Below are 3,137 nucleotides of genomic sequence, written 5' to 3' on the forward strand. Positions count from 1 at the left end.
CAGGTAATCCTGTGCCGGCGCCACGAACGCCACCTTGGGCGTGTGCTGGCGGGTGGCGGCCTGGTCGATGCTGTCGATCAGGCCCATGCGCACCGCACCGTGCGCGCGGATCGCTTCGAAGCGGGCCAGCGCCGCGCTGTCTTCGTTGATCGCCGGCTGCAGCTCGGTGCCGGTGTAGCCCAGGTCGGCGGCGTTGAGGAAGAGGGTCGGAATGCCGGCGGTGATCATCGTCACCGGGAAGCTGCCCACGCCGGGCACGTCCAGGGTGTCGACGAGGTTGCCGGTGGGGAACATTGCCCCGCCGTCGCCATCGTCGGAGGGATCCAGGAACTCCAGTTGGATCTCCGCCGCCGGGAAGGTCACACCATCCAGCTCGAAATCGCCGGTTTCCTGCACCTGCCCATCGACGATCGGCACGTGCGCCAGAATGGTCTTGCCGATGTTGGCCTGCCAGATCCGCACCGTGCAGGTGCCGTTGTGCGGGATGCGCGCCGGATCGATGAAGCCGTTACTGATCGCGAACGGGCCGACGGCCGTACTGAGGTTGCCGCAGTTGCCGCTCCAGTCGACGAGCGCGGTCTCGATCGCGACCTGGCCGTACAGATAGTCCACGTCATGATCCGGCACCGATGCGGCGGCGATGATCACGCACTTGCTGGTGCTCGACGTCGCCCCGCCCATGCCGTCGGTGTGCTTGCCGTAGGGATCGGGCGAACCGATCACGCGCATCAGCAGGGCATCGCGGGCCGGGCCTGGCACCTGCGCAGCGGCAGGCAGGTCGGTCAGCGTGAAGAACACACCCTTGCTGGTACCACCGCGCATGTAGGTGGCGGGAATGCGGAGCTGGGGGAGAAACGCCATATCGAAGTCCTGATGGAAAGACGGCCCGGTGCAGGGCCGTGGTGATGCGGGTGGAATCAGGCGACCTGCGCCGATTCCAGGAAGTCCTGGGCGAACCGCTGCAGCACGCCGCCAGCCTCGTAGATCGACACCTCCTCGGCGGTATCCAGCCGGCAGGTGACCGGCACCCGCAGCTGTTCACCGTCGCGGCGGTGGATGACCAGGGTCAGCTCGGCGCGCGGCACGCGATCGCCGAGCACGTCGAAGGTTTCGGTGCCATCGATGCCCAGTGTCCTGCGGTTGACGCCTTCCTTGAACTCCAGCGGCAGCACGCCCATGCCGATCAGGTTGGTACGGTGGATGCGCTCGAAGCCTTCGGCCGCGATCGCCTCCACGCCGGCCAGCCGCACGCCCTTGGCGGCCCAGTCGCGCGAGCTGCCCTGGCCGTAGTCGGCACCGGCGATGATGATCAGCGGCTGCTTGCGCGACATGTAGGTTTCGATGGCTTCCCACATGCGGGTGACCTGGCCCTCCGGCTCCACGCGCGCCAGCGAGCCCTGCGTGACCTGGCCGTCGATCACGGCCATTTCATTGATCAGCTTCGGGTTGGCGAAGGTGGCACGCTGCGCGGTGAGGTGATCGCCACGGTGGGTCGCGTAGGAATTGAAGTCTTCCTCGGGCAGGCCCATCTTCGCCAGGTACTCACCGGCCGCGCTGCTGGCCATGATCGCGTTCGACGGTGACAGGTGATCGGTAGTGATGTTGTCGCCGAGCACCGCCAGCGGGCGCATGCCGGTCAGGCTGCGCGCACCGGCCAGCGCGCCTTCCCAGTACGGCGGGCGGCGGATGTAGGTGCTCTGCGGGCGCCAGTCGTACAGCGGGCTGATCGGTGCGCCATGTTCCACCTTGAAGGTGAACATCGGGTCGTAGACCTTGCGGAATTGCTCGGGCTTGACGCTGGCCTTGACCACCGCGTCGATCTCGGCATCGCTCGGCCACAGGTCCTTCAGCGTGATCGGGTTGCCGTCGGCGTCATGGCCGAGCGCGTCCTTCTCGATATCGAAGCGCACCGTACCGGCAATGGCATAGGCGACCACCAGCGGCGGCGAAGCCAGGAAGGCCTGCTTGGCATACGGGTGGATGCGGCCGTCGAAGTTGCGGTTGCCCGAGAGCACGGCGGTGGCATACAGGTCGCGGTCGATCACTTCCTGCTGGATCTTCGGGTCCAACGCGCCACTCATGCCGTTGCAGGTGGTGCAGGCAAAGGCGACGATGCCAAAGCCCATCTGCTCCAGTTCGGTCAGCAGGCCGGCCTCTTCCAGATACAGCTGCACCGCCTTGGAGCCGGGCGCCAGCGAGCTCTTCACCCACGGCTTGCGGGTCAGGCCGGCGCGGTTGGCGTTGCGGGCCAGCAATGCGGCAGAAATCACGTTGCGCGGATTGCTGGTGTTGGTGCAGCTGGTGATCGCGGCGATGATCACCGCGCCATCGGGCATCAGGCCATCGGCCTGTTCCTGCTTGCCCGAGGCCAGCTTGCCTTCATCGGCGATGCCGCGCGCAGCCAGGTCGGTGGTCGCCACACGCTTGTGCGGGTTGGACGGGCCGGCCATGTTGCGCACCACGGTGGAGAGGTCGAACTGCAGCACGCGCTCGTACTGCGCGGTGACCAGATCGTCAGCCCAGAGGCCGGTGGCCTTGGCGTAGGTTTCCACCAGGGCGACCTGGGCATCTTCGCGGCCGGTCAGCCGCAGGTAGTCCAGGGTCTGCTGGTCGATGTAGAACATCRCCGCGGTCGCGCCGAACTCCGGCGTCATGTTGGAGATGGTGGCGCGGTCACCGATGGTCAGCGCGTTGGCGCCCTCCCCGTAGAACTCGATCCACGCACCGACCACGCGCTCCTTGCGCAGGAATTCGGTCAGTGCCAGCACCACGTCGGTGCAGGTGATGCCCGGCTGYGGGCGGCCGGTCAGCTCCACGCCGATGATGTCGGGCAGGCGCATCCAGGACGCGCGGCCGAGCATCACGCTCTCCGCTTCCAGCCCGCCCACGCCGATGGCGATCACGCCCAACGCGTCCACGTGCGGGGTGTGGCTGTCGGTGCCCACGCAGGTATCCGGGAAGGCCACGCCATCGCGCACCTGCACGACCGGCGACATCTTCTCCAGATTGATCTGGTGCATGATCCCGTTGCCCGGCGGAATCACGTCGACGTTCTTGAACGCCTTCTTGGTCCAGTTGATGAAATGGAAACGGTCTTCATTGCGGCGGTCTTCGACGGCGCGGTTCTTTTCGAACGC

The 3,137-nt window shown here is 66.6% G+C and carries 2 protein-coding genes; both read right to left on the reverse strand.

The window, feature by feature from the left end; genetic code table 11:
- Positions 1 to 861: 2-methylaconitate cis-trans isomerase PrpF (gene prpF, locus ACXJKH_RS17620; protein ID WP_457321263.1), on the reverse strand; the 861-nt coding region annotated here is incomplete at its 3' end.
- 56 nt (positions 862 to 917) lie between these two features.
- Positions 918 to 3,137, reverse strand: a 2,220-nt coding sequence (gene acnD, locus ACXJKH_RS17625) for a Fe/S-dependent 2-methylisocitrate dehydratase AcnD (RefSeq protein WP_457321265.1), incomplete at its 5' end; no start/stop codon positions are given.

This window comes from Stenotrophomonas sp. P5_B8 (genome assembly GCF_054049855.1).